General features: G+C 45.4%; 20 protein-coding genes. 13 read left to right on the forward strand and 7 right to left on the reverse strand.

The genetic code is table 11. From position 1 onward, the window contains the following. The first annotated feature begins 428 nt into the window (after positions 1-428). Together QUB51_RS22380 and QUB51_RS22385 are read left to right on the forward strand one after the other, a co-directional pair. On the forward strand, positions 429-2531 hold the full coding sequence (locus QUB51_RS22380; protein ID WP_333263376.1) for an ATP-binding protein: 2103 nt from the start codon (positions 429-431) through the stop codon (positions 2529-2531). Positions 2532-3096: 565 nt separating this feature from the next. Next, a complete protein-coding gene (locus tag QUB51_RS22385) occupies positions 3097-4776 on the forward strand; it encodes an AarF/ABC1/UbiB kinase family protein (protein WP_333263379.1) in 1680 nt (559 codons plus the stop codon). Here the strand turns inward: QUB51_RS22385 and QUB51_RS22390 are convergent. Both QUB51_RS22390 and QUB51_RS22395 read right to left on the reverse strand, forming a co-directional pair. Further along, complete coding sequence (locus QUB51_RS22390) at positions 4729-4971, reverse strand: hypothetical protein (RefSeq protein WP_333298333.1); 243 nt, start codon at positions 4969-4971, stop codon at positions 4729-4731. The genes QUB51_RS22385 and QUB51_RS22390 overlap by 48 nt on opposite strands. A gap of 18 nt (positions 4972-4989) precedes the next feature. Beyond that, entirely contained in the window at positions 4990-5451 is a 462-nt protein-coding gene (locus QUB51_RS22395) for a hypothetical protein (protein WP_333263383.1), read from the reverse strand. 200 nt (positions 5452-5651) lie between these two features. Here QUB51_RS22395 and QUB51_RS22400 point away from each other — a divergent pair, with 200 nt between their 5' ends. From QUB51_RS22400 to QUB51_RS22420, 5 genes are all read left to right on the forward strand, one after another. Then, positions 5652-6251, forward strand: a complete 600-nt coding sequence (locus QUB51_RS22400; RefSeq protein WP_333263386.1) for an N-acetylmuramoyl-L-alanine amidase — start codon at positions 5652-5654, stop codon at positions 6249-6251. A 190-nt stretch (positions 6252-6441) separates the two neighbouring features. Beyond that, on the forward strand, positions 6442-7038 hold the full coding sequence (locus QUB51_RS22405) for a C39 family peptidase (protein ID WP_333263389.1): 597 nt from the start codon (positions 6442-6444) through the stop codon (positions 7036-7038). 141 nt (positions 7039-7179) lie between these two features. Beyond that, complete coding sequence (locus QUB51_RS22410; protein ID WP_333263391.1) at positions 7180-8229, forward strand: hypothetical protein; 1050 nt, start codon at positions 7180-7182, stop codon at positions 8227-8229. Between the two features lie 539 nt (positions 8230-8768). Beyond that, the gene (galT, locus tag QUB51_RS22415) at positions 8769-9857 is read left to right on the forward strand and encodes a galactose-1-phosphate uridylyltransferase (RefSeq protein ID WP_333057678.1); all 1089 of its coding nucleotides are present in this window, start codon (positions 8769-8771) and stop codon (positions 9855-9857) included. 107 nt (positions 9858-9964) lie between these two features. Beyond that, positions 9965-11077, forward strand: a complete 1113-nt coding sequence (locus QUB51_RS22420) for a M24 family metallopeptidase (RefSeq protein WP_333263394.1) — start codon at positions 9965-9967, stop codon at positions 11075-11077. Positions 11078-11468: 391 nt separating this feature from the next. Here QUB51_RS22420 and QUB51_RS22425 read toward each other — a convergent pair whose 3' ends face one another. From QUB51_RS22425 to QUB51_RS22435, 3 genes are all read right to left on the reverse strand, one after another. Then, a complete protein-coding gene (locus QUB51_RS22425; protein ID WP_242725377.1) occupies positions 11469-11720 on the reverse strand; it encodes a TIGR02450 family Trp-rich protein in 252 nt (83 codons plus the stop codon). Between the two features lie 769 nt (positions 11721-12489). Continuing rightward, entirely contained in the window at positions 12490-12714 is a 225-nt protein-coding gene (locus QUB51_RS22430) for a hypothetical protein (RefSeq protein WP_006635912.1), read from the reverse strand. 1488 nt (positions 12715-14202) lie between these two features. Then, positions 14203-16035 (reverse strand): peptidase C14, encoded by a 1833-nt coding sequence (locus tag QUB51_RS22435; protein ID WP_333057680.1) that lies wholly within the window; start codon positions 16033-16035, stop codon positions 14203-14205. Between the two features lie 282 nt (positions 16036-16317). On the opposite strand from QUB51_RS22435, the gene QUB51_RS22440 reads away from it, so the two are divergent. The 5 genes from QUB51_RS22440 (at position 16318) to QUB51_RS22460 (ending at position 20143) form a co-directional block, all read left to right on the forward strand. Beyond that, positions 16318-17019: a V4R domain-containing protein gene (locus QUB51_RS22440; protein ID WP_333057681.1), complete on the forward strand. Its 702-nt coding sequence runs from the start codon at positions 16318-16320 to the stop codon at positions 17017-17019. Positions 17020-17113: 94 nt separating this feature from the next. Continuing rightward, positions 17114-17380 carry a hypothetical protein gene (locus QUB51_RS22445; RefSeq protein WP_333057683.1) on the forward strand — a complete coding sequence of 89 codons (267 nt, stop codon included), beginning with the start codon at positions 17114-17116 and terminating at the stop codon, positions 17378-17380. A 170-nt stretch (positions 17381-17550) separates the two neighbouring features. Next, positions 17551-18021 carry a phycobilisome protein gene (locus QUB51_RS22450; protein WP_333057685.1) on the forward strand — a complete coding sequence of 157 codons (471 nt, stop codon included), beginning with the start codon at positions 17551-17553 and terminating at the stop codon, positions 18019-18021. A 50-nt stretch (positions 18022-18071) separates the two neighbouring features. Beyond that, complete coding sequence (locus QUB51_RS22455) at positions 18072-18734, forward strand: V4R domain-containing protein (protein WP_333057688.1); 663 nt, start codon at positions 18072-18074, stop codon at positions 18732-18734. 242 nt (positions 18735-18976) lie between these two features. Beyond that, entirely contained in the window at positions 18977-20143 is a 1167-nt protein-coding gene (locus QUB51_RS22460) for a pentapeptide repeat-containing protein (protein ID WP_333057689.1), read from the forward strand. A 17-nt stretch (positions 20144-20160) separates the two neighbouring features. Here QUB51_RS22460 and QUB51_RS22465 read toward each other — a convergent pair whose 3' ends face one another. Together QUB51_RS22465 and QUB51_RS22470 are read right to left on the reverse strand one after the other, a co-directional pair. Next, a complete protein-coding gene (locus tag QUB51_RS22465) occupies positions 20161-20631 on the reverse strand; it encodes a phycobilisome protein (protein WP_333057690.1) in 471 nt (156 codons plus the stop codon). Between the two features lie 38 nt (positions 20632-20669). After that, positions 20670-21152: a 2Fe-2S iron-sulfur cluster-binding protein gene (locus QUB51_RS22470; RefSeq protein ID WP_333057691.1), complete on the reverse strand. Its 483-nt coding sequence runs from the start codon at positions 21150-21152 to the stop codon at positions 20670-20672. 502 nt (positions 21153-21654) lie between these two features. On the opposite strand from QUB51_RS22470, the gene QUB51_RS22475 reads away from it, so the two are divergent. Continuing rightward, positions 21655-23589 (forward strand): serine/threonine-protein kinase, encoded by a 1935-nt coding sequence (locus QUB51_RS22475; protein WP_333057693.1) that lies wholly within the window; start codon positions 21655-21657, stop codon positions 23587-23589. The last annotated feature ends 548 nt before the right edge of the window (positions 23590-24137 follow it).

A 24137-nucleotide genomic window follows, 5' to 3' on the forward strand; every position in this document is an offset into this window, starting at 1 on the left:
ATTTTTGGACGGATGAATCACGTGGCGGGTATCCTGGATGCGAGGGGGTCAAAATTAGGGGAATGGGATTGATAATCATCCGGTCAAGGATGGCAAAGTTCATCCCGTACAGATCCAAGCGTAGAAAACAGGAAAATAGAACTCGGTCATATCTGGGTATATTTTTACATATCGAGTCACCCGCCGATCGGCTCCACAAACACAGAAAGCAGACTCATAATGGTTAAGCCGACAGTTATGGAGAGGTTCTATATTTGTTGCAGCGGTAGTCGGCTTAAACATCTTAGAATAAAGGCTTGGTTGCCATGATCGATCGCCAGAGAAATCAAGACTTTACTTCGATCGACAGATCGCCGTCAGAGTCTTGCACATTGCATTTACCGCAAATCGCAGAATCAGTCTCAGTCCCAAAATTTCTGGATCGTCTTATGCAGTACCAGGTCGATCCTGCCCTTCTCGGGCGACAAATTTGCCAAATTCTCGCCACCAGCTTTGATCGAGAACTCCTGCTGCTGCAAATAGCCAATACTTTGGGGGCTGCATGGCGGGCAGATTTCTGTTTGGTTACTGCTGTGGTTGACCAGAAAGTAGTACATCCGAACGCTTACTGGCAAAATTGGAGCAATCTCCCTTATGTTGCCGATGTTGCGGGTTCCACTCAAGCACCGGAACACCCCCAAACGACAGAATTAAAACCGCCTAGCATATCACTCGAACATCCCGCTTGGGCAAACGTCCTAGCAAACGGAGAGATAGTGGCGATATCCGACTATCTTGATATTCCGGCAGCTTCATCGCCCAATTCCCCTGTGACTCCGCTGCCTTTTCGGGCAATTTTAGCAGGGCCTGCGCGATTTGGAGGGGCTGTAAATGGCATGATGATTGTTGGTAAGTCGCAACCTTACGACTGGTCGGTAGCCGATCTGCAGCGCCTTGAAGCAGCATCAGACGCGATCGGCAGCGCGATTTCTCACATTCAAAAAACTCAAGAAATTGCCAGCTTAAACGAACAGTTACAGCAACAAGCTAAATACAAAAATCTACTCAGGTTAGTTGCTGCCTCGGACGACCCCAATTCAGAAGTCGATCGAATATTGCAGCAAGTTATTCAAAATACCGTCGATACCCTGGAAGTAGATAGAGGCCAAATCCTCCTATTGAAATATACAGATCCTCTATTTACAACTCGCTCCCCCAATCAAACTCCCAAAGCGAAAGTCGAATTAGTTTGCGAATCGGTTGTAAAAAAAGATCCAAATAAACAGGCAATAACACAAAGCGCAGTCGAAAAAAAAAGCTCAACATCCAGAAGAAAAAACAAGGATAAAACTGCTAAGTCCCCATCCAAAATCCCCAACTCAAAACCAAATAACTATCCAGGTTTTTGGCTGTCAGAATCTAATTTGTGCCACCAAGCATTCCACAGTGCGCCCCGACCCCTAGCCCTCGCTGATGCAGGCGAATTAATCGCCAAAGAACAAGAAGTAGCCACAGAAATTTTGAAACTCCAAGGCATTCGCGGCTTGCTGCTGGTTCCCATCACGGGCGGTAGCTGCCACGAAACAGTTTTGGGTTTCTTGGTTTTGCAGCACTCGAAGCCGCGCACTTGGAACCCGGAAGAACTAGAAGTTCTCGAATCAGTCAGCGCTCAAGCGAGCAAGATGATGATCCAAACTCAAACGCTTAAGGAATTGCAAACCGTAGTCTTAGACAGAAACGCTCAGTTGCAGCAAAGTCTCGACGTGCAGGGGAAACTGTACGAACAATCTGCCAATCAGCTAGAGCAAATGCGGAAATTGAAGGTGGTTAAAGACGAGTTTCTCAGCACTCTGAGTCACGAGTTGCGTACCCCTTTAACAATCATGAAGCTGGCGATTCTGATGCTCAAACAAGCTGAACAGCCGTCAGCGAATCGGACTAAGTATCTCGACATTCTAGAACAGCAGTGTTCTAAGGAAACTGCTCTGGTTAACGATTTGCTGGCCCTCAAGCAGTTTGAGCCTCAGCAAGTCCCAATTTCTCTAATCAAAATCGATCTCAACCGTTTATTTCAAGATTTAGTTAGGGATTTTGAAAAACAGTGGGCGGATAAGCAATTGACTCTGAAGGTGGATTTGCCCAAGTTGGCCCCTTGCTGGGAAACTGACCCGGACATTCTCAATCGGATACTGCTGGAACTGCTGACGAATGCTGGAAAATACTCTGCTTCTGGAACGGCAGTAGTTTTGGAAGTGTCTGAGGCAGCCGGCTATATTGTCCTGAGCATTTCTAATTTCGGGCGCGGCATTTCTGCGGCTGATTTGCCCCATATCTTTGAGAAATTCCGCCGTGGCACTGGCATTACTGACCAAGCTATCGCCGGTACGGGTTTGGGGCTGGCTCTGGTAAAGTGTTTAGTGCAGCACTTGAATGGTACTATTGATGTATCTAGCTGTCCGGCAGAAAGTTTAGAAGCTGACAATTTGTGGCGCACATCTTTTACTCTGACTCTGCCGCTATTTGCAGCGGAACTCTGTAATGTAGAAGAATAGTTCGGTTGAGAAGCTGCTCTTAATTGGCCGCGAACAGGCGAAACGACAAGACTTGCCAGAAGAGGGAGATTTGGAAATGTTGTAAACACTACCAAGTCCTCTGTTTTGAATTGTTTGTTTGGTTGCTGTCTAAATTGCCGGTTCTCGATTGCTGATTTTACCCAGGACTGATATTATGTCTGGTTATTGGGCAGTAATTAGCGCGTGTTTTTAGTGAGTACGACTGTCCTCTATTTATTAATTAATCAGGACTGGCATTACTTACTATGAACTTAATTATAATTGTATAGCCGGAGATGATACAGCACTTTCCAGGTAAGTGAAGTACAGAGAAACCGGGTTTCTTGAATAAAACCGGTTTCTGGCGAGAAATCCAGAAGAAACCCGGTTTCTGGGGTGTACTTTATAAACCTGGAATCCGCTGTATTACGCAGTATAGACCAAAGAAACTGAGTTTTTTAACTGTTTCAAAGGCCTGCAACCCGTCTTTTCGTACAAGCCGGTTTCTGCGTCCTGGATTGTCCCTAAAAATTGTCACGGTGCATGGAATTCGATCGCCAATATTATGCTCACAAAAGCTGCACCTAAAACCCTGCGTTGGCAACGTTCTAAATATTCGCCACTGGCACGGCAAATAGACATTTTTGCAGCGGCGGGAAAGTTTATGTTTTTTTTGTGGTGGGACGCACTGCTGCAAAATAATTCGCCTCAAACTAGAAGAATTCGCGCTCATTGGTTGGTCAATACTTTGCTGAATTTAGGCCCGACTTTTATTAAAATCGGGCAGTCTCTCTCGACTCGCGCAGATTTGCTGCCGCTTGAGTATGTCAAGGAACTCGAACAGTTGCAAGATCGGGTTCCTCAGTTTAGTTCCGAAGAGGCGATCGCTCTTGTAGAATCAGAGTTAGGCAAGGATATTTATGCTTTGTACCGCGATTTTGACCCGTCGCCACTGGCTGCTGCGAGTCTGGGACAGGTACACAAAGCAAGGCTGCACACCGGGGAAGATGTGATTGTAAAGGTGCAGCGTCCCGGTTTGGAAAGTTTATTTGATTTGGATGTCAAGGCGGTGCGCCAAGTGATGCGTTTTTGCGATCGCTATTTGCCTGGGACGCGCAAGTACGACCTAGAATCTATTTATCACGAGTTTTTTAAGATTTTATATCAAGAAATTGACTACCTGCAAGAAGGTAAAAATTCCGATCGCTTTAGCCAAAATTTTCGAGAATATCCTCAGATTATTGTCCCCAAAGTCTACTGGCAATACACTACTAAAAAAGTGCTAACTCTAGAATACGCACCAGGGATTAAGGTGGACGACCGCATTAGTTTAGAGGCGATTGGAGTCGATATTGTGAAGCTCAATCAACTTGGAATTTGCTGTTATTTGAAACAGTTGTTAATTGACGGTTTTTTTCAAGCTGACCCCCATCCGGGAAATTTGGCGGTGACAGAAGATGGTAGCTTGATTTTTTACGATTTTGGGATGATGGCGGAGGTGAAGTCTCTGGCTAAAGACCAAATGGTCAAAACGTTTTTTGCTGTGATGAGAAAGGATACTGACGAGGTACTCAATACTTTAATTACGATCGGCTTAGTTGAGCGGATGCCGGATATGATGCCGGTACGCAGGTTGATTGCTTTTCTGTTGGATAAGTTTATTGATAAGCCGATCGACTTTCAAGCTTTTAATGAAATTAAGAACGAACTTTACATCATGTTTGAGCAGCAACCGTTTCGCTTGCCTGCAGAAATGATGTTTATTGTCAAGTCCGTGACGACTCTCGACGGCATTGCTAGAACTCTCGACCCTGACTACAATTTCCTAGCATCCGCTCAGCCTTTTGTCAAGAGTATTGCGGTGAGCAAGGGGCGGGGAAATGCGATCGGAGAATTGGCAAGGCAAGCGCGAAGTTTTATTACATATAAGTTACGACAGCCGAGCAAATCGCAAGTTTATCTCAACCGTTTGGAGCAGCGAATTGAAGAGGGCGAACTGCAAATTAGAGTGCGAAATCTAGAGAGCGAAAGAGCCTTGAAACGCATTAATTTAGCCCTGAAAACTCTAATTTTCGCTTGTTTGACTGGTTTTGTCTTTTTGTCGGGTGCAGTGCTGCTAGTGGGCGGATATCAAACGGGGGCGATCTCCGCTTTTGCGGTTTCGGGATTCGGTGGTTTGTTTGTGTTGCGCTCGTTGTTAGACTTGTTGGTTAAGGAAAAGCTCGATCGAATGGTCGATCGATAAATATACTGGGTAATTGGGAATTGCGATCGTAGTCAGGACTTTCGCCCTCATTAAAAAGACTAAAGTCCTGACTACAAACTGCCGGAAATTCGAGCGGCTAAGTCGATCGCGAAAACAGCTTTTGAAAGTGCCTGGATGCTCTACAATCGGGAAAAGTTCGCCGAAACTGCACAACTGTTTGAGGATTTTGTGCACCTAAATCCGATCGGATAGCTACAATTTATCTCGATCGATGCCGACAACAATTATAAAACTAACACAGCCGACAGCTTTACCCATGCTACCGAGTCCAAAAATACCCATTAAACGATAGGGCTCTTCAATCATCCAACTTTCTAGCGTTTGCAGTTCTTGACGCTCGTAAAACCGGGAAAAGTCGATCGCTTCACCGTCATCTTGCTTAGCTTGTTGCGATTGTTCGTAGCGACGCAAAACAGCTTGAATATTGCACTTGGAGACTGGTTCGCCCAAGATTTGAGACAGACTTCGCCACAAATGCGAACCCACTTGTTTGATGTAGTCGTATTCGTAACCTAGCTGCTGGGCAATTTCCGAGTAGGAATGTTCCGCCCAAGTTTCCAGAAATACAGCAGATTGCAGATCGTTAAGTTTTTGTCCGTGGTTAGCAGCTTGTAAAAGCCGATCGACTATGGTAAGCGCTTCTTCTCGTCTCATCGCCACTACCTTGACTGATTATTTTAGGTGTTGCTGGCTTCTAACCCCCTTACCAGCAGCGTTTCAGGAAACCTTACAAAAACTTTACAAAAGGAACTCACTTTTTCTCACCGACAGGGCGATCGGGCTTCGGTTTTGATTGAAGTCGAATAGATTTCAGAAATGATTTCTCCACTAATCCTAAAGCAAGGAATCAAGAAATGGCAGATCCAAAAACTTACCAATTTGATCTTCCCAGCACCGATCGTCCGCTCGACGTTTTAATTCCTGAAAGTTGGTATCCGGGAATCCGGGATTATTGGTCAGGATGTACGAGTCAACGAGATGTACACCCCATTGATGGCATTAAAGCAGTTGTAATACACGCAACAGCAGGCTCTAACTCCGAAGGTGCAATTTCGGTAATTAGAGATGGCAAAGCTAGTTTCCATTGGCTTGTTCCGGATGAAAATGAGCCTGAACACGGTCAAAAGATTTGGGCTTGTGCGCCAGAAACCCTTGCTGCATGGCACGTTCAAAACAAAGCATCACACCCTGATGTTAATGGTGGCAGAGTCAGAGTCAATCATTGGTCTTTGGGAATCGAACTTGTGAATACACAAAAACCTAGTCCTATTGATCCTTTTTCAGATTGGCAGGTTGCTATTACTGCAAAGATAATTCGTTATTGTTGGGCTAAGTATCCCAATCTTCGCCATATAGTATCGCACGCAAAGCTAGATCCTGATCGTCGCGAAGATCCCGGATCTCTGTTTCCTTGGGATAAATTCAAGGATTTGGTTTTATCTTCAGACGATTAAGCACCTTTTGTTAGTTTCACCGCTGCAAATAGAAATGCTGATGATATTTGTCTGATTGCAGGTGATTCAATTTGCTGCTTATAGGCTCAGATAATTTGAGCCTATATCTGGCTTACGCTTTTTCCTCCTACCCGGATTTCTTTCGGTCGCAATTGTTTCAGTATTATCCAAAAACTTGTGAGGTCAAATCATGAAAGTTATTAAGGACGTTCCATACTTCTCTCAACTAGACAATAAGTTTGCTCCCTACACAGCTTGTAACGTGACATCGCTAGCTATGTGCCTTTGGTACTGGGGGATGCGAGGTCGCGGCAGCCAGCGTCAATTTGAAGACGAACTCTATACACGTGCTCTTGATAATGGTTGGAATCGTTTTACTACATGGGGGTTAAAAGGTCTAGCTGAAAGTTTTGATGGCATCCAAGACGATCTAACTGAAAAAGGTACTCTCAAGGACATCCGCGAAGCAATTGATGATGGAAAACTTTGTATAGTACACGGTTTTTTTACTGAAGTAGGTCATATTATGGTTGTCAATGGTTACACCGACAGCGGATTTATTGTCAACGATCCCTACGGAGAGTGGTATCCGGGGAGGTATGACAGGAATGAGCCAGGAGGTAACAATAAAAAAGGAGAAGGTCTAGAGTATTCCAAACGAGCAATTACATCCTGCTGTGATAGTTGGAGTATAGGTGAAGCACAGATTCGCTACTCTTCGATGAGCGGTTCTCAAGCCGAAAAAGAAGCGGACACAATTTGGTTGCATCGCATCTATAAAGCATAGGATGTGAATTTGCAGAACGATCGCACCTCGTCACCTCTCCATCGTTTCACCAGACAACAGGAGATGAGAGTGAAAGGTGCGATCGCTTTCCAAATTGATTGTCAATACTAATTTTCTCCTTCTGTAAAGAGGTTTTAAACTATGAACTTCCCGGCGATGTTGGATGTGGCTATTGGCTTGTTTTTCATTTACTTAACTCTCAGTCTTTTAGTTTCAGGCATTCAAGAATTAATTGCTACAGTTCTAGAATGGAGAGCTAAACAATTAAAAGAAGCCATCCAAATTCTACTTGGTGACACTGAAGCAAATGATCCGTCCGCTATACAAGGCCAAAAAATTGCTAATAAGCTGTGGGATCATTCTCTGATTCGATCTCTGAATCAAAGAAAAATTATTCGAGGTTCTGTCGGCCCTTCCTATATTTCTTCAAAAATGTTTGCGGCCACCTTGCTGGAAATTATCCAAAATGATTACGATTTTAACCCTTCAGGAACAATTGATGACATCGTAGAATCAATCAAGGAGAATAAAAACCTAGATACAGAAATAGGACGGCGGATTTATTCTATCGCTTTAATAGCTCAAAGGAAAGCTAGTGCTAGTGAGAAGGGAATTAAGTCTTTAGAAAAGGAGATAAGAATTTGGTTCGATCAGTCGATGGAGCGAGCATCTGGTGTCTACAATCGGAATGTTAAGGGGGTTGCTTTTTTGATTGGCTTGGGAGTTACACTGGCGATCAATGCTGATACATTCTACATCGTTCAAAGATTAAACAAAGATGCGGCTTTGCGCTCTAGTATCAATCAAGTTGCCAGTAAGGTTATTAGCAATAACAAGAAGCAGATAGACGAGTGTTTGATAGAGGCAAATAAATTGAATGATCCCAGGGAAAAATTAAAGAAACAAAACAAATGCTTTGAGGACCTTAATGCAGGCTTGGATAATATAACTATGCCTCTTGGCTGGTCTACAATGGAACAATTTAACAAGCAAGTAAATCCCCGATATCCCGCTAAACCTCAACCTTGGGATTGGGTATTCGGAATCATCAAACTTATCTTTGGTTGGCTGTTGAGTGCTGGGGCTATAGCGATGGGTGCGCCCTTTTGGTTCGATCTGCTCGGTAAATTTATTAACGTCCGTAATGCTGGTCAAGTACCTGAATCAAAATCTAATGATAAGCCTAGTTGAGCAAGGTTTTGTGAAAAGATAGTAGGGTGCGTCAGTCAATAAGCGTTTCCCATGTAGAGTCAGTGTTCGCGAATGATGCACCTTACCTGGATCGTTAATGGTTTAAATGCGTAACAGCTTATTAAATCTTTCTATATAGTTAGTCTGACCACTATCCTTTCCTACTGCTATATCTTGTTAAACAGGAGAATTGGTGATTTTTTGAGCCATCAAGTTTTTAATCTCGTGAGGCTCACTCTTGATGAGAGAAAAAGGAGATCCCTGTTTTGGCACACTATATATAGTAGGCCTGCGTAAGTCCTGTCAAAGCTAAAGTCCTCTTAGATACGACTCAAGAACTCATTAGTCCTCATAGCGAGCTCTTTAGCTAAAAAACCCGTGGGTTTCAACCCCTGGCGGACTTGCGGACGATCGGCTGACGTTGGTACTGCAAACTAAACTTGTTAAAATAATTTGCGACTTTAGGTAGGGGCGGATTCTCAAAGCACGAAGTTATACTCCTAACATATATTAAACCCGATCGCCCGCCCCTACAAAAAATGTACGCCCAAACATTGCTAAAACCAGACGGCCGCCCACTCACACTGTACAGCCGCTACCCAATCCCAAAAGGTATCGCGGCCGTAAGTCCCAGCAATGAACCCGTAGAGGCAAACCCGCACTTTCGGTGGCATCCTTTGCGGGGGGAATGGGTAGCATACGCCAGCCACCGTCAGGGAAGAACTTTCATGCCGCCGCCGGAATACAACCCGCTGGCTGCTACAATTAACCCTAAGTTTCCGACAGAATTGCCGCCGGGAGATTACGATGTAGCAGTGTTTGACAACCGCTTTCCCTCGCTGACTTTGCAAGCAAAAAACGCACCTGCAAATATTGTCGAAACTTTGCCAGCTAAAGGCATTTGCGAAGTCGTGGTTTTCACTCAAGATCCGCTGGCTTCCCTCGGTTCTTTGGAGTTATCTCATTTAGAATTATTGTTAGAAGTATGGGCAGATCGCACTTCAGTTATTGGCAGCAATTCCGAAATTCAATACGTCTTGCCCTTTGAAAATCGCGGCGTCGAAGTCGGAGTAACTTTGCACCATCCCCACGGTCAAATTTACGCTTATCCGTTCGTGCCACCGGTGCCGGCACGGATGTTAGAATGTCAATCGGTTTACTATCAAAAAAACAGTAGCGGTTTGCTGCAAGATTTGATTCAAAAAGAGATTTCCGACAACCAGCGAATTATTTATTTAGACGAAGAGGCGATCGCCTTTGTCCCCGCTTGTGCCCGCTACCCTTACGAAGTGTGGATTGCGCCCATAACTCCCGCTGCTACATTTGTCGATTTGACCCAAAAACAGCGGCAATCACTCGCTAAAGCCTTAAAAACAGTCACCCTCAAATACGACGGTTTGTGGCATCGCCCCTTCCCTTATTTGATGGCTTGGTTTCAAGGGCCCACAGACGGGGAACCCCATCCAGAAGCGCATTTGCACGCCCAATTTTATCCGCCCTATCGATCGAGCGATCGGCTAAAATATTTAGCAGGAACCGAACTAGCCGCCGGAATGTTTGCAAACGACGCTTTACCCGAAGAAAAAGCTAAAGAATTGCAAGCAGTATCTATCGATTTTAGATTTTAGATTTTAGATTTTAGATTTTAGAGATTGTAGATTTTAGATTTAGCAAATGTTAACTAAAATCAGTGATTTTCTTCCTTCTTCCTTCTTCCTTCTTTCTTATTTCATATATGATAAACTCATTCAACAAAGAAGTCGATTTAAAACTCGAATTCATCCGCAAAGCCTTAACCGAAACAAAAGCGATCGCCCTTCGCTTGCGCGGTACAGACTGGTTTGCCTGGGCCACAGCCGGCGGTTCTCATACAGTATTGCTAACCGCAGAAACCGGAGTGGCAGAACTTTTAATTACCGCCGAAACAGCTTGGGTTCTCACCGATGAAATCGAAGCTCAACGCTTGCAGGACGAGGAATTGCCAGCCAACTTTCAAATGCACATCTATCCTTGGGCAGATGTTGCACAGCGCGAAGCTTTTGTCAAACAAATTACTGGTGGCGGTAACGTGATGAGCGATCGGCCAACTTCCCAAGAAATGCCAATAATCGCATCTTTACAATCCCGCAAACAGACAATGATGTCAAGCGAATTAGAGCGATACCGGCGAGTCGGGCGTTTAGCCAGCGAAGCGATGACAGAGGTACTTTCCGCCGCCAAACCCACATGGACAGAATATCAGCTAGCGGGAGCCGGTGCAGAGGCATTGTGGGCGAGAGGTTTGCATCCAGCACTTACCTTAGTTGCTGGAGAAAGGCGTTTGCCGCTGTACCGCCACGCCACAGCAACCGCCGAACAAATTGGACGACAAGCAATGTTAGTATTTTGCGCCAGGGGAGGGGGTTTGTATGCAAATTTAACAAGATTTGTCTGTTTCGATTTTCTTGGGGAAAAGCATTCAGAGTTGCACCGAAAAGTTAGAGAAATTGAAGCAGCGGCGCTAAATTTGTGTCGGCCTGGAGTAACGCTGAATGCGGTTTACGATACGCTTAAAACTGCTTACGAAGAGCACGGATATCCTCAAGCAATTGCGGAACACCATCAAGGCGGAACTACCGGATATTTGGCGCGCGAAATTGTGGCGAATCCGGCTACTTCAGATATTTTGGCAGAAAATATGGCTGTGGCTTGGAATCCGAGTTTGTCGGGAGCAAAAATTGAGGATACGTTTTTAATTCACAGCGATGGAACTTTGGAAAATTTGACTTTTGATCCGAATTGGCCGAGTGTTGAAGTAGCCGGAAGGTTGCGCCCTGTGCCGCTGGAAATATGGGACGATCGACCTTAGTCAATCTCAAGCAGTACCGAGCGATGACAAACGCGCTGCAAACTTTTAGATGGAATTTATCTGGCGGCTTCTGTCATTTGGCTTAATTTAGTTAATCGGTAGGGTGTGTCGTTCCTTCATATTTGATAAATATGGCAGATTGACGGGTGGCGACGCACCAAACAGCAGGCGATCGCTCTTCTTGTGTTTACCACATATACATGGAATATGCTGTATGATTTTTCCCACCTAATTACTGAAGCAAAAACGCAGCTACATAAGGGTTTCCCGAACTTGTAGTCATGTAAAAGATTTTTCAAAACCGGGAAAGTCTCACTCCGTATTGGTTTGAATCGGAACGATAGCAGCAGGCGAGGGAACTTCCCCTCTCTCTACCCCACAGCCCTGTCTTTTAGTCGGCAGTTTCTAATTCCTCTAATTCTTGCGTAGACTGCCATCCAGCTTGCCAGAGCGATCGGTCTTTGAGCTGTGCGGCGTTCAGCCAAAAACGCACATTTGGATCGCAAGCCGCCACCATTTCTGCAAATACCCATTTACCTTCGTTTTTTCGGTTGACCACTTGAAAGTGTCGCCACCCCCAAGTTTTTTGGTGTGAAGTCCATCGGGAACCAACTAAATAAGGAAATTTTTGTTTTTTGCTCACAGTATTTTTGTGGAAAAATATATTAGAAAGCAAGTGAATTGTAATATAGCCATCCTAAATCCTTTGTGTCATTCTTGTAGGGGCAAACCCCCCGTGGTTGCCCCATGAGGCCAGGGTAGGCAAAGAAAGGTACTATCCCCTACATCTTGGTACGACTCCTGCAAGGATTGCTATAACTCGTTCTGTTTGATGATATTAATTCCCTATCAAAAGTCGTCCAATCCTCTCCCCCTCTCCCCTTCTCTCCCTCCCATCTCGAACATACCAAATAATATAGAGCCACTGCTGCTTACACGAGAGTTCACATAAACTCTATCTACAAGTAGATGCGTTTATTGTAACTTGCAACAGTTTCGCATCGGGTTCAAAAGTAAGGGCAGTTCAATGACTGCCCCTGTAATTAGTTATACCTATTGAATAGGATAATTTTTCAGGCGATCCACAAATAGCCTATTTATCCAATACCAGCTACATCGTGAATCTCAAATCTAAAAGCAAATAACCCAGGTTATAGTTGTGCAGAATAATCCTTTCTGTGAAACTTACTCAAATCTACTTTTAGAGCAGGTTTGACGTTCACTTCCTGCTTCTACCAAGGCGGTCGGCCGCTTCTTGTCCACAGGCGTGTTTTCGAGCCCAACTTTCCCTACAAACATTTTTTCAATCTTCATCGTGTTTCATTGATCCTGTACAGCTCAATAAAAACGCACTTTTAGGTAAGATTGACTAATTTCTTTGATTCTGTCGCTACCTCTTGATTACTTCCCTGTTAAGGCTTTTGGCCTGATAAGTCCAGAGGAAGTTGGGGAAGTCGGAGGCGAACCGCATTTGTTTGCAGCCAGAGAGTAATAGCGTGCTTCCGTTGCGGAGTCACGTACTCTCCTGGTCGGATCACGCCAGCACAGACGCCGATGTTTTTAATAAGGGTTTCTCGCTCCGATGAACTTGCACCCTGTAGCAACCTGACTTGGGCTTTGATAAAATCCACGTTCATAGCTGAAAGTAAAAGTAAGTAAAGAACTCAGTTAAATAGCGATGCTTTGATTCCGATTGTAACTCTAAAACCACTTGGTATGAATCAAATTGATTCAACATCCCCAGGATGGGGATCGGCGCGTCTAGAGCTAGCCAACTTTATTTACTTTATCTGTTTTTGCTAGCAAAAGTGTCACTATGCTAGCAGTTTTGGCAGAATTCTTTATAGTTAAGAACTGTTACAAATTTGGCTCGATTTCCACAATACGGCAGAGTTTAGTGCTAACGCTACTTTCCTGACCTCAAAAAGTTCAGCCTTGTCTCCAACTCCTTGCCTTCCTAGGTTTTAGACTCCCCGATTGGGAAGCGATGGCTCCGGGAACATTCCTATTCGATCGCCCCTCTTAACACCCGGACACCGCCACATCACCCTATTGATTTAGCTCGTCCTGTAGACTTGGCTGTGGACTATAACTTTAGGCATACGTGTTGTTACCGGGGCTACAATAAGCGAGCAAGTTTTTATTCTTGTTTCTCAAGGAAATATTTTTTAGATTTTCTTGCCAAGCCCTTATTTGTGTTAATTAAGGCAGCTTTGTCATCTCCGGGCAAACGAAGACTCGCAGCTTGCGAATCCAGATATTTTTTGCTGTGTGGCGGTGAATCTGTTTCCTGAATTCCTTGGGGGCGATCGCACGTCCGCGAGAATTCTCAGTAACGGCTCATTTTGTATAATTCATAACAGATATGTCACTGTTCATAATTTAAAAACAGTACAATTTTAAACAGTCTTCCATCCGTCGATCGCTCCTAATAGTCTACCAAAATCGATAAAGAAATTAACTGTGCATAGCCGAGTTTTTATGACGAGTTTGCCCCATTGATTTGCATTAGGTAGCAATTATATGTAGCAAACCTTCTTACTAAATTAAGTTAAAAAAATATAACTTAATCTGATAATCACAAGTAATTAAATATACTGATTTTTTTCTAAATTTCAAATAAAAGCTATTTATTCATGATTTATTTATCATTTTTTAACTATATTTATACCCATCTTTTTTGTTAGAAAAATATTTTTTGACGGTAGAGGCTTCGGCTCAGAAAACTCTAGACGTGAATTTAAAATATTAATTAATCGGCGTTGCATAATTTGAAGATTATTTTGGGCATTAGGGTTGGGCGTCCCGCCTGCTGTGAAAATACACGCCTTCGGTCTCATAGCCCCATCCACAAAAAACATTAAAATCATTCCCCTATTATGCAACCCTCATTAACCAGCTCATACGATATCTTTCACTATACAAAAACGCACCGACCAGCCAACAGATAAAAACCCCTCCCGCAGAAGCTGGGAGGGGAAATGGCGAATAAAATTATTGGTTTTAAATTATCGATATGTAGGTCTCTTTTTTCAGTATCAAGAGGTATCGATCTAGCCAACGACTAATGTTGGTCAGTCGCTAAAATAATTTCCCGGTGGGAAACCGAGAAATTATCAACTAAATCAACTTTTTTTCTGCTGGCGTTGGAGCTTAGTTTTCCAATTGGCGATATCCTTCTGAGCCGGCTGATAACTCTTAGTACCCGACGGCACCAGCGAAGCAGCTTCAACTGCCTCTTTCAGCTTTCCTTGAGAGCCACGCAACTGAGCAATTTTGAGAATACTTTCGCTCCACTCTCCAATTAACTGTTGAGCTTCTTCATACTTCGGCTGACCAGGCTCAATTTTATTAGCTTGCTGGATGCCTTTACTGTAAGAAGAGGCAACCCCCCGCTTAATTTGACCCTTAGCAGCTGATAGCAAAGCAGCATTTACATCCTGGTCTTTGGATAGCTCCTCCCACTGAGCGATCGCCTGTTTCGACTGATTGTAAACAGGCTTATTGACATCCGGCATTAATTTAGCCGCCCCGATCGCCCCCTGGAAATCGCCCCGAGCAGCCCGCCCGTTAGCTATATCCAAAATCGTTAAACTCCAGCGCTCAATATCCTGCTGAGCCTGCGGGTAGAGCGGATCGCTAGCCGGAATCGTTCGAGCCTTAACCACCGCTTTATTAAAACTAGAAGCCGAACCATCCTTAAGGAAAGTTTTCGCCTCAGCCCACACCTGCTGGCTCGACGGTGGCTGCTTGGTTCCAGCCCCTGCTTGCACCGCCCGCGGTTGGTTCTGCGACCCCCCAGTACCAGTAGATTGTTGAGATCCAGAGTTTTGGGCATTTTCAGCAGGCGATCGAGGATCTCCTTCCTGCTGACCAATAAAAATTGATCTGTTCGTCACAAAAACACCCAACAGCAACACCAAAGCCGTAGCGGAACTCCACAAAACTAGCTGCTGCAAAAATGACTTATCCGACCCCCCTTTATCTTCATCCTCCGGCTTTTGCAAGTTCGGTCGATCGCCTCCCCCATCAGCAGGAACCACGGCCTTCGGCTGCGACACAGGCGGCATCTCAACCGACGAATCCTGAGCGTTGCGAACTGCAGGAGGCAGATCCATTCGATCCCTAGCCGTCGCCATTTGCGGGCGATCTAACCCATCAGCCGTACCAACCGTCATATTGCCGTTGCGTCCGGCCAACGCAGCAGTTGGTACCCCTACATCGGGCAAAATCACCAAATTAGCCTTTCCTGGAGGATTCACCACCATCAAAGGTTCTTGTTTCGGACGCAAATGGTGGTCACACAGCTCAGGCAGTCGATCGCTCAAAAAACGGTCTAAACCCTTAATCGTCATGCACTGTCCCGAGCGTAGCCCCTCCAAAAGCGCCGTCGTAAAAAACCCCTGACGCAAAGCCGAAGTTTCCCGCGAAACTTGATTCGGGCGGCAAGAAAGCACCGTTGGGATTTCCAGTTCCCGCGCCAGCTCGACCGTTTGAGAGCCGATCGTTTCCCCCGCTTTCAAAATCTGGCTGCGGTTCATATCAACCAGCACCAATACAGTTTCCGTAGGAGCGTTTTTCAGAGTATTCAACAGCAACTCTACCGGAATCCCCGTACCCTTAATGTCAGCCGGATTGCCGTCAATCGGCATCAAATAATCCTTACCTTCATAGCTGACACCGTAGCCGCTAAAAAAACACCAGAGTAAATCTCCCTTTTGCACATGTTCCCCGCAGAGGCTTTGGGTCAATCTCAGAATATTTTCCCGATTTGGATATGTAGATTGACCCCACAGCGACGGCGAGCTATCGGTCATCAGCAGACATCCCTCCGGCGCAAAACCCGCATCCTCAGTCAAAAAACCGTACAATGCCTCTGCATCCTCTTGGGCATAACTCAAAGGCTGGAGTAACTGATATTGATTGATGCCTATTGCAATACAAGCGTGATTTTTCATCCCCATATGCCCTATATATATAGTGGACTGCTTGCACAAAACGATAACACATAGCCGCTGAAGGTTATACCCACTTTCGCCAGCACTCAGAGAGCAGTTGTCCGAAGGCAGAACTCCCAACAAGCGCCCAAATTTAGCATCCTAGAAATTTTAATTTTTATATTGCAGTAAAAAATTCTCCCCTGTGTCTACCTTTAGAAAAATAAAGTTAAATTGGATACACAGGCCAGTCTATTTGACTCTAATTTTCACCAAACTACATCAAAAAGGAATAACCCGCCAATGGTCTCTACCGCGAAAAAAGAAATCTCCCCCCACAGCGAATCGTTACTAAAGCAACATCATCCTAAAACTCATAGCCACTATAGATTTCAGGATTTTTTTGCCTTCGATCGCCAGATGGGCACAATTGACGACTGGAACGAGTCGCGCAACATTTTTACAAGCGAAGACTTCATTATTGGTTTGGTGGAGGGACTCGAAGAAGAAGTCGGCCCTGCGTCCTCTGTCATCATGTATACTATTGGTTGCCAATGGGGACTCCAAGATTCCGAATTTTTTCAAAAATGGTTTAGTGCCGAATACAGCCAGAACATTCGCCAGTCAAATCTCATGTTTCTGCTAGAAACTTGGTGGTGGCCTTTCACAGCTCAAGGTTGGGGTCGCTGGGAAGTGGACATGAGCGATCGCAAACACGGCTGTATCTTCATCAACCTTTTTGACTCAGCAGTTGCTCGAACTTTGGGCGACGTAGGCAAACCGGTTTGTCACCTATACGCCGGTTTGTTCGCCGGTTTCTTTGGCTCTTTAGTCAAAAAGCCTCTGAGCTGCATAGAACTCCAATGTTACTCAATGGGAGAAACCTATTGCAAGTTTCTGCTTGGCAACCCAGATAAAATTGATGCAGCAGCATTCTGGCTCAACGAAGGTGCCAACGCCCGCGATATTCAAAATCGACTGCAACACGGTGAAATATTGCGGTAAACAACCTGGAAAGGCACATTCCCTGCCCTGCCTTTCCTCCCACCAATTTCGCGATCGAAAGTGCAATGGTGGATTTCTCCAGGCAGGAAGAAAGATGAAAAGTCAAACTTCATGGTTGGGCCAATCCGTCCAAGAATTCTTTGGTCACTATAATTGGCTGGGAAAATCTTTAGAAACCCCAACTGGCTCGAACCCCGGTCAACTTCTGAGTTTAACCCAGCCAGTAGCAGACTTTTTTCAAGCTATTTCTTGGGAAGGAATTCCGGAAGTAGGTGCCCTACCCCTACCGCCACCCTTGCCAGTAATTTCTATTACTGAACAAGCAGAAGTCACCATTGATGACCTATTCGATATGTTTTAATCTGTCTAGGGAATAGAACATGAAAAATAGAGCAATCCCTCATCCATCTTCCCTCACCCCTCTTTTCTCATCCTTCAAAATCCCTCCGTTAAATCCGTTAAATCCCGTACACTGCTCGTTGCCGAACTTCCTTCCTTTTATCAATTACCGATTACCACTTAATTAAAATCATGCACCCTGAGATTGAGGCGCTGCTGGATCAGGCAGAAAACCGCTTTTTAAAAGGCGAAGAACTCCTAGCTTTTAAGCGTCAAGCTGTAACCCTTGTTCAGCGCTTAAAAATTTACGAATTTTTGCGAGAGAAGGAAGCAAGCATCTTCCAACCAGTAGCCAACCAACTACAAGAAACATTCCCCGACGAAAAACAAGAAACCTTAGAACGATCGCTCAAACACTGGGTGTTAGTCTTGCGGTACTGCGCTATGGCTATGCTGCTGAACGATCAAAATTTTCTCGAACAGCGCCTTGTAGACTGGCTTTCCGGCATAGTCGAAGCCCACCAAACTCAAAAAATCGAAGCAACTGTTTGCAATCTGCTGCAAACTCGTTTAAAAGAATTGCTTTCCGAGCAAGCCCGGGCTATATTGCAACCATTTTTCGACCAAGCACAGTCAATTATTATTGATCAAGGTAATAAATAATCAGCTTTCTTCCCAATTTCCAATTCCCGATTCCCAATTCCCAATTCCCGATGATTAATATTGCCGACTTACTCAAACAGCCCCGACTCCCTGGAAACTACTTTGCCAGCGATGCCTACGTCCGAGGCGACCTCGAACTCGGCCTCCTCGAAAACCGACGGGGCGATCGGCTCTTAGCACTTCCAGAAACACTGATTCAAGCCATTTATATCGGCTTAGAACAAGAAACAGGTCAAGCCTCCCGCCTCGTGCTTTTCAACTGCGGTCGCTGGTGGGGTAAAAACTTCTACGTGCGTTTTTGTGAAGAAGTCAGCGAATACTACGGTCAGCCAGTTTCTGAAATGGAAATGGTAGAATTTCTTCAGTCCTTACAGCAGTGTTGGAAAACTCATGGATGGGGAACATTTGATCTAGACCCCAGCTATTCCGAACATGGATTCTTAATAGTAAAAATTGCTAACTCTCTTTTTGCTAAAACAGCCCCCAAGTCTAAGCGACCAGCCTGTTTTTTAGAAGCAGGTATTTTAAGTTCGTTCTTTAGTCAGCTTACGGGTCGAGAACTTCACTGCCTGCAAACATCCTGCGAATCATTGGGTTCGGACTGCAACCGCTTTATTTTAGGGCTGCGCGATCGCCTCCAACCAGCAGATTCTATGGTCGAAGAAGGAAAAGACCATGAAGCTATTATCACTCAACTTTTCCAAAAAAACTGACTTATTTGACAGCTATTACTTTGTTTCTAATAGCTGTCAAAATGATTTTTTGGTAGTCATATTATCCACCGTATCATCAAAACTGTGAGTTAAATTATAAAAAAGCTCCTAAGTCAAAAAATTAGGTTTTAGCAATTTAAATAAAACCTGATTATAACTAGCAGCAATAAAATTCATAACTTACTCTAGAAATTCCTAAAATTTAAAAGCAATCAAAACCTCAAATATTTTGCTAGAACTTAATGGACGCCAATGAACTTCTAACTCGATATGCAGCCGGCGAAAGAGATTTTAGACTGGCAAATCTGCGCGGCATTGTGTTGAGTCCGATCGATTTATACCGTTCCAGCGATGCCCCAACTCTAATTTTGGCAAACCTCAACCAACACCAGCAACGACCCTACTTAATCGGTGCTAACCTCAGCGGGGCAGACCTCACCAAAGCCCATCTGAGCCGAGCCAATCTCAGCAAAGCTGACCTCAGCGGAGCCAATCTCACCGGCGCCAACCTCATGGCTGCCAGTCTGAGTGGAGCCAATCTCATCGGAGCCAATCTCACCGGCGCCAACCTAGCCGGATCTCATCTGAATTGGGCAAACCTGACCGGAGCAATTCTTCCCAATGCTAATCTCATAGGTGCAGATATGAGCGCCGCTAACCTCACCAAAGCCGTTCTGACTCAGGCAAATCTCAGTAAAGCCTATCTGATTAAATCCAATCTCAACGGAGCCAACTTCAAAGATGCTTACTTAAGTCTAGCGAGTCTCAAAGAGGCAGACTTGACCGAAGCACAGCTCACCGGAGCCGAATTATCCAAAGCCAACCTAGCCGGAGCCAACTTAACCCGTGCTAACCTCAGCAAAGCCAACCTGTTGAAAGCTAATCTCAGGCGGGCTAACCTCACTCAAGCCTATTTAAACGGCGCGTGCTTGATCGGATCAGACCTTAGCGAAGCTTGCTTGGATAGAGCCAATATGTGCAAAGCAGACCTCAGCAAAACCTATCTGAGAAACATTACTTTGAATGGTAGCCACTTAAGCGGTATTAACCTCAGCGGAGCCGACCTCAGCGGTGTAGACTTGAGCCGCAAACTTTTAACTGGAATTAATATGGCAGAGGCATTGTTGAATGAAGCCAACTTAAGCGGTGCTTATCTGATGGAAGCTAACTTGAGCGGAGCCAACCTCAGCAAAGCCAACCTGAGTCTAGCCTACCTGATCAATGCCGACCTGTCTAATTCTTGCCTGCATGAAATTAACTTGACCAAAGCTAACCTGAGTAAAGCCAACTTGCAGAAAGCTGACTTGACAGGAGCCAACCTCCGGGGAGCGATTCTCACTGAGGCGGATTTGACGGGAGCGAAGTTGATTGGAGCCACTCTTCCTAACGGCACAGTTTATCGGCGTTAACTGGTCAACCCCCTTGATTATTTGCCGAGTAATGTGCGGTTAATGTCCAGAATCGGAAAAAATAGGTTCCTTTCTTCCACCGTGAGATATTGCTTGAGGACCTTTTTCATCACATCGTAGGTCACGGTCGCAGTATTTCTAACTTGAACAGCGCCTAAAATAGTTTGCAACCAAAGTAGTAGCCGATCGCGCAACCGTTCAGTATCATTAATCAACAGTGCTGCCGCCGAATGCCTCAACACCCGCACAATATCTCCACGGCACTTTTCAGTCATATCGTTAGCCCCCCGCCTAAATAAACTAGGGTCTAGAGACAGCATTTGTGCTTCCACTTGCCGCATAATTTCTGTTTCAGAGGCTTGAATTTTTTTATAAGCACTCATCCGGTGATTCAAAGACTGAAAGTAGTCTTTCAAAAATTGGAGTTCTTCGGCACTGGCGTAGCGTCCGTCTGTTTCCGTGCTCAAACGCGCAAGTTGGCTCAACATAGATTCTTCTCTACTACTAAAATACAAACATATCAGTTTTAAGCTTCTTTAGTGCGAACTAAATACTGTCCTACTTGAAAGCGGGTTTCATTAAGCTGTGTAACGATAGAACGAGTAATTAACTTTCCTGATTCTACAACTACTTGACCCGTAATTGGGTGTAATAAATCTTGCTGGGCTCGGCGGCCGATCAGAGCTTCGACATTTTCAATAGCATTAATATACATCCCCGCAGGCAACTCTACAACCACACCCTCGCCCATAATTTGAGCCTGACAAGCAAGTCGCGAATTGGCTTTAGCCGTAGTAATGACTTCCAACGTCCTTTTCTCGCGGCGGTTCATGTCCGACAAGCCTTCCATGCCTTCTTTAATGTAAACATGGCAGGTAGCGCACATTCCCCGCCCCCCGCATTCCTTGAGAACGTCTAAGTCTTTGGAAAGTAAGGCAGACAGGATATTCGATCGGGTTTCGACTGCTATTTCCTCCGCAATTGGATCTAGTTTAATAATTTTAACCATATTGATGTTTGCTCCTGTCAAGTTCAGTATTTAGCAAGTTACGATCAACTTATTCAAAGCGCAAATAAATTTAGCTAACACTCAAAAAGGTTAAGATGCCTTGACCACAGCATCGGCTTGTGGCTCTCTAACCCCTATGGCATAACCGCACTTCTGTTTTGCTCCTATCGCTGTTTCCTCGCCCCGATTCCCCAGCTTAGCCTTGAAAAGCTAAAACCTTAGAAACTTTCTGGAGGGCATTGAAAAAACTGTAATAGTCGCGATCGACTAAAATAGCAGCCACAGGTAGTTCCCGATCGGGTACAGGCATCCGGCAAGATTGATAGTGATTCCGAAGCTCAAGGATTTTAGTAGGTGCGACTGTGCGATCGCTCTCAAGGAGGCTGAGAATGAACCTGAGATAACATAGGCTGTACCTGGCGAGCGATTCAAAAATTTGAATTTTTGTCAGAATTATTTACATATTTTAATACTAGCTCAAGCTTTTTCTATAATTAGACCGATGCAACATTCTAAGTACCGCATTTTAGGGCTAGTCGGACAAGGACAATTTGGTCGAGTCTTTTGTGCCAGCGTTCGAGAAGCTCCCGCCCAGGACTCCCGCCTCACCAGCCAACTGGTTGCTCTCAAAGAACTTAGTCATCAAAAAGCCCCAACTAGCGAATTCTTGCGAGAGCTGTGGTTTCTGATCACCTTGCAGCACCCGAACATCGTTACCTGCCGTGCTCTAGAACACACAGCTACAGGCAGGTACTTGGTTATGGACTACTGCGAGGGAGGAACCCTCCGCAACCTGCTCAAACAAGAGCGCCCCTTGCGTCTGCTCGAAGGTTTGCAGCTAGTCATGGAAGTTTTAGCCGGCTTAGACTACGCCCACCGCCGAGGCGTAGTTCACTGCGACATCAAACCCGAAAATATCCTCCTAACTTTAGGGGCCAAAGGTTGGTCGCCCCGGCTGTCTGACTTTGGCATCGCGCGTCGGCTGCCAGAAATTGGTACCACTCGCCTCCACCAAGAACTTTCTCCCGACGCTACCGTCGGTTCCCCCGCTTACATGGCCCCTGAGCGGTTTTACGGTCTTTTTTCTCCGATGTCAGATATATATGCAGTAGGAATTCTGCTGTTTGAATTGCTAATGGGCTACCGCCCTTTCGGGGGAACCCCCGGAGACTTGAGGTGGGCCCACCTCAATCAACGCTTGCAATTTCCAGACGCCATCCCCGAACCTTTGCAAGCAATAGTCAAAAAATCTTTAGAAAAGCTGCCAGCCCGCCGTTTTGCCAGTGCTTCCCAAATGGCTCAAGCTCTGCGGCTGATCATGTACGACCCCGCTGTCAGGCAATTGGGCGACTGCATTATTCCCTGGGAAAATCCCACAAGTGGTGATAAAAGTCTGAAGTCGGAAACTGACTCTTTGCTGGAAGTTGAAGAGGAAAAAGTATCACAGTCGGCTATTAATTTACTTCGGACTGTGCGCTATTCGCTTTCGCAGCCCAAGCCACTGATACTTCCTGCACCGTTGACCGCTTTAATTGCCACTGAAACCTATCTCTATGCTGCTGTAGGTACAGAGGTCAAGGTTTGGTCTCAGCCGGGAAAACAGCTAGTTACAGGAGAAATGTCTACTTCGATTTCATTAATGGCGGAAATCGTGCGCGGCATTTTACCTGTTTCCAACGGCTGCTGCGTTCTCACTCCCCAAAAACTTTACTGGCTCAATGAGCGATCTTGGGAGCCTCAGTGTTTACTGGATATGGGTTTGAGGCAAGGGCCAGATTCTTTAAAAGCTGCTGTAGACTCTCGCGGCAACTGGTTGACAGTAGCGGTTCCCGGCGAACTGCGTTTTTATTCTTTAGCTGGAAACAGCACGGCGGGCGATCAGAAAAAAGCCCTGAAGCTGATCGCTACTGTGCCGTTACCAGAACACTATTTACCAGAATTAATGTTTCTGGATCGGCGACACGTCTTAGCAGTTTGGCCGGATAACGAACCAAAAAATCCCCAAACTATTTTTAGAGTTTACACTCGCCGCGGCACCCCTGTGGGTTCTGTGCGGTTGTCGGCCAGCGTCGGACAGATGCTGTTGACACCTGAGCCTTATACTTTGCTGGGAATTCCTCAAGGTGGTAAAGCGGCGGTGCTGTTGATGAAATTGTGGCCGCTCAAGGTAGCGCGAATTCCTCTTGAAACTTTGCCCGTGTCTGCTTGTGTGGCTAATTGGGGATGGGTATTGGCAGATGTTGGGGGCCAGATAGAAGTGTTAAACAGTCAAGGGATTCAAGTAGGGAATTTTAGCAGCCCTGCCTCACCGCGGGCGATAGCTCCTTGGGGGAATAGAGGTTTGGTGATTGCTGTCAATACTGAGGAAGAGAGTCACTTGCACTTTTTAGATGTAGATGTTGAGGAGACCAACTCGCGCTCGCTCATCAAAGGCTGATAACTGGCGTAACTAAAGGAGTTTGGGGGTGTAATTCAGGAGAGTGTATTTGCGGGCGATCGATTCCTGGGAGTTCGATCAGGGTTAGAGTACCGTGTCGTGTCAACTTCTGGATTTTGAGTCAGAGGAATTGTTAAGGGCGATCGGCTCAATCTGAGATCCAAACCTCCCTCAGTAAAGTCCCAGAAATGCACACACCACTTACATATATATGACTCATGCACCAGCCTGCTTCTGTCATCCTCACCCAGTGCTCCAGCCTCACCCCTTACACTCTAACTTTGCCTAACCTCTACTCCAAGTAAGCCCCATCATGTTGAACCACTGAGTCCTTATACCCATGCGGGGGAAATAGTCCGCCCCAAAGCCGTATTTGGGCCGAAAAAAAGACCCCATAGTTAAAAGAGGAGTCAGCCAGGGGATACCGGAGCAGGCGATAAATGTCGAAACCCTTGGTGTGTATAGCTTTCCAAAAAAGTCAAAAATATTTTCACAAAACGCTTGACAACTCTGGGGAGAGTTGATACATTAATAAAGCGCCAGAAGGG

It is taken from the genome of Microcoleus sp. AT8-A3, assembly GCF_036705675.1.
Classification (GTDB): domain Bacteria; phylum Cyanobacteriota; class Cyanobacteriia; order Cyanobacteriales; family Microcoleaceae; genus Microcoleus.